The following is a 3707-nucleotide window of genomic DNA, read 5'->3' as shown; positions in this document are numbered from 1 at the left end:
GCCCGAACATCTTGCCGGCCGCAACGAAACTCCCGGTCTCAACCACCGACAGAAAGAGCAGAATGTCGTTCACCTTCGATCCGATCATGCCTGGTTGTAGCATTTTGGTCGGGATTGAGACGAATATAATTCGCCATATGTTGTACCTAAGTCTTTTGCTGTGACACGCAGCAAAGGAGGCCAATATGCCCACACCCATTGATCGACTGAATCCGCCCGCCCTGCCGGACGCGGGAAAGGTTGGTTATTCGCAAATCTCGATTGCACATCCCGGCGCGCTGGCCTTCGTCTCAGGTCAGGTGGCCTGGCGACCTGATGGGGCAGCACCGCCGGCATCTTTGGCCGAACAGACCGCCACCGTTGTCGAGAACCTGAAAGGAGCGCTCGAGGCGCTTCAAGCCACGACCGACGACATCGTCCAGATGCGCATCTATTTGACCGACCTGCGGGACGACACGCAAGACATCGCCATGGGCGGCATCCTGCATTTCCTGGATGGCGCAAAACCCAGCCTGACCGGGATCGGCGTGGCGGCCCTGGCCGGGCCGGATCTTCAGATCGAAGTGGAAATGGTAGTTCAAGTCGCCGCATGAAAGGAGCCGTGGAAACGCGCCGATGACATCCGTTGCGCCGCCAATGAACAAGCTGCATCTCGCGTCAGTCAGCAGACAGTCCATTCATTGGGCCCAAAGCCGACCCGGTCCCTTCGTCCGAATGGGATGTAAGCCACTCCAAAACGTCCAACACAGTGCCCTTGTGTTGGGCCGCACGTTGTATGAGGAGGTAAAAGTCATTTCCTCCGGCAGTCCACGCCTCTCCAACTTCCACCAAGCGACCCGCCTCAAGGTCCTGCGCCACCAGAAACCGGCTCACCAAGGCCACGCCTTGCCCGGCGATGGCGGCATCAACCGCAAGCGACGTTTGGCTGAGCCGAAGACCTCGGGGCGACCAATCGTGAAGACCCATAGCAGCAAGATATCTTGGCCAAAGGTCATGGGTATCATGTATCTTCGGTTGTCTTGAAAGGCTCTCGGGACCAAGCACCCCATCTCCATCGCCCGCAAGCTGAGGCGCGGCGACAGCAACCAATTCCTGTTTGAACAGCCGCGTAACCTGTAGCGCAGCACCAAATGGTGGCGACCCCTGGCGAATGGCCAAGTCGATCCCATCGCTATGGAAACTGGAGACTTTTTCGGTCGCCATGATCCGCAGGTCGATGTTCGGATGGGCATCGGTGAAGCGCGGCAGATTTGGGATCAACCATTTGGCCGCGAAGGTCGGCGTGACACTGATCAAGACTTTGTCCGGCTCCGGCTTCAGGTCAGCCGTCGCCGCGCGGAGCTCTGCAAAGACTGCCGCAATGCGGGCGTGATAGACGCGACCGAGTGTCGTGAAAGCCAAACCCTTTGGCACCCGGTCAAACAAGGTGACGCCAAGATGCGCTTCGAGGTGACGAACGTGCTGCGCCACCGCGCCTTGCGTGACGCCAAGCTCGTCAGCGGCAGCACGAAAGCTGAGGCGGCGCCCGGCAGCATCAAAGGCGCGCAAACCATTTAGCGAGGGAAGCTCAGACATTTGGCAGTAGTATCTCTACTGGCGTGAAGTATCAAATCTAATTCGAACTCCGACTTCCACCCACTTAAATGGAGCAAAGCGGCAAAAGGAACATGACATGTCTGTAGAAAAAGTAGCCCTAATCACAGCAGGTGGCAGCGGCATGGGCGCTGATGCCGCGCGCAAACTCGCGGACGACGGTTTTAGGGTCGGCATCCTTTCATCTTCCGGCAAGGGTGAAGCGCTTGGTATCGAACTTGGCGGCTTTGGTGTCACAGGCTCCAATCTCGATGGGGATGCGCTCACCCAGTTGGTCGAGGGTGCCATGGATCGTTGGGGACGCATTGATGTGCTGGTCAACTCTGCCGGTCACGGTCCGAAAGGCCCTGTGCTGGAGATCAGCGACGACGACTGGCATCAAGGGATGGAAGTCTACCTGATGAATGCAATCCGCCCGACCAGGCTAGTCACACCCGTGATGCAGGCACAGGGTGGCGGCGCGATCATCAACATCTCGACCTTTGCGGCGTTCGAACCCGATCCGCTTTTTCCCACCTCGGGCGTCTTCCGGGCCGGACTGGCAGCATTTACAAAGCTCTTCTCCGACAAGTACGCCCCGGACAATATCCGCATGAACAACGTCCTTCCCGGCTTCATCGACAGCCTGCCCGAAAAAGAAGACCGCAAGGCGCGTATCCCCATGGGTCGGTACGGGTATGCGGCTGAGGTGTCCTCCTTGATCTCGTGGCTGGCCTCTGAGAGCGGCAGCTACATGACAGGTCAGAACTTGCGCATCGACGGCGGGCTGACCCGTGCCGTCTGACACCGTCGCCCTCAGCTCATCTCGGGATCGTCTTGTATTTACGGTCAAATGGGGGGCATCCGCGGTTCAGATCATGGGCTACACCGCCACCGGGTTCGGTTGGACGCCCTGGAACCTGTATCTGTTTCTCGTTGGTGTCATTGGCTGGTTCGCGGTCGGAGCATTGTGGAATGACAAAGCGCTGATGCTCGTCCACCTTGTCGCGCTTGGCGCAATGATTGCGGGAATGACAAGCGGCTAGACCACTAAAGCGGCCACAGGAATACACGCTCCACCCCCGGAAAAACGCCACGAACCCGCCGATAAGCGCGCCCGGCCTTTGCACAACCTCCGCCACAGGGTACCGTCTGCTCAGCAGTCAATAAAAAAACAGGCCACGCATGTATCTCACCCGCAGAACTGCCCTTCTCGGTCTTGGCGCCGTGACCCTCTCCGCCTGCACCGCACCCACCACTGCGACACGCACCGGCAGCAGCAGCACGGGCCTGCCAGCAGACCTGCGCCCCACCCCCAACGCCGCCTATGATGCCTGGGTCGCCCGCTTCCGCGGCAGGGCGGCGAGCGCAGGCATTTCGCAATCCACACTCAACGCCGCGTTCCGTGGCACCGGCTATCTGCCGGGCGTTGTAAGACGCGACCGCAACCAGACCGAATTTACCCGCACACTCGAAGACTATCTTTCCATCGCAGCTTCGGACGAACGCGTGTCCAAGGGCCGTGCCGCCTATGCCCGCCACCGCAGCACTCTGAACGCGGTTGAGGCGCGCTATGGCGTACCCGCCAATATCGTGACCGCGATCTGGGGGTTGGAGAGCTTTTATGGCGAACGGCGCGGCGATGTGCCGGTGATTTCGGCCACCTCCACCCTTGCCTTTGACGGACGGCGCGGGGCCTTCTTTGAAAAGCAATTGATCGAGGCGCTGCGCATCCTGCAATCGGGCGACGTGAGCCCGGCCAACATGACCGGCTCCTGGGCCGGGGCCATGGGACACACCCAGTTCATCCCGACATCCTATCAGGCCTTTGCCGTGGATTTCACAGGCGACGGACGGCGGGACATCTGGTCGGATGACCCGTCTGACAGCCTTGCGTCTACAGCCGCGTATCTTTCACGCAACGGTTGGCAATCGGGCCAAAGCTGGGGACGCGAAGTAACGGGCGATGCCTCGGGCACGGTGATCCAACCTCAACCCGGCGGGCCACGCTTTGCCGTCACGCGCAATTTTCGGGTCATCAAGACGTACAACAACTCCGATAGCTACGCGATTGGTGTGGGCCATCTGGCCGACCGCATCGCTGGCGGCGGCCCCTTGCGTGGCAGTTTCCCGCC

The 3707-nt window shown here is 60.0% G+C and carries 5 protein-coding genes; 4 read left to right on the top strand and 1 reads right to left on the bottom strand.

What is annotated here, in order from left to right; genetic code table 11:
* Positions 1 to 185 precede the first annotated feature (185 nt).
* Positions 186 to 593, top strand: a complete 408-nt coding sequence (locus AC6RA8_RS17795) for a RidA family protein (protein WP_500354493.1) — start codon at positions 186 to 188, stop codon at positions 591 to 593.
* 64 nt (positions 594 to 657) lie between these two features.
* Here AC6RA8_RS17795 and AC6RA8_RS17790 read toward each other — a convergent pair whose 3' ends face one another.
* A complete protein-coding gene (locus AC6RA8_RS17790; protein ID WP_500354491.1) occupies positions 658 to 1575 on the bottom strand; it encodes a LysR substrate-binding domain-containing protein in 918 nt (305 codons plus the stop codon).
* Between the two features lie 97 nt (positions 1576 to 1672).
* Between AC6RA8_RS17790 and AC6RA8_RS17785 the strand changes: the two genes are divergently transcribed.
* From AC6RA8_RS17785 to AC6RA8_RS17775, 3 genes are all read left to right on the top strand, one after another.
* On the top strand, positions 1673 to 2377 hold the full coding sequence (locus AC6RA8_RS17785; protein WP_500354489.1) for an SDR family oxidoreductase: 705 nt from the start codon (positions 1673 to 1675) through the stop codon (positions 2375 to 2377).
* Positions 2367 to 2618 (top strand): DUF6552 family protein, encoded by a 252-nt coding sequence (locus tag AC6RA8_RS17780; RefSeq protein WP_500354487.1) that lies wholly within the window; start codon positions 2367 to 2369, stop codon positions 2616 to 2618. The genes AC6RA8_RS17785 and AC6RA8_RS17780 overlap by 11 nt, the downstream gene beginning before the upstream one ends.
* A gap of 139 nt (positions 2619 to 2757) precedes the next feature.
* A partial coding sequence (locus tag AC6RA8_RS17775; RefSeq protein WP_500354485.1) for a lytic murein transglycosylase occupies positions 2758 to 3707 on the top strand: 950 nt, incomplete at its 3' end.

The sequence above is a fragment of the Tateyamaria sp. genome (assembly GCF_059783535.1).
This window is presented reverse-complemented; position numbering and strand designations above follow the sequence as displayed.

Coding starts and splice junctions, on each gene's coding strand:
- AC6RA8_RS17785 (WP_500354489.1), top strand. CDS start 1,673: ATGTCTGTAGAAAAAGTAGCCCTAATCACAGCAGGTGGCAGCGGCATG.
- AC6RA8_RS17795 (WP_500354493.1), top strand. CDS start 186: ATGCCCACACCCATTGATCGACTGAATCCGCCCGCCCTGCCGGACGCG.
- AC6RA8_RS17790 (WP_500354491.1), bottom strand. CDS start 1,575: ATGTCTGAGCTTCCCTCGCTAAATGGTTTGCGCGCCTTTGATGCTGCC.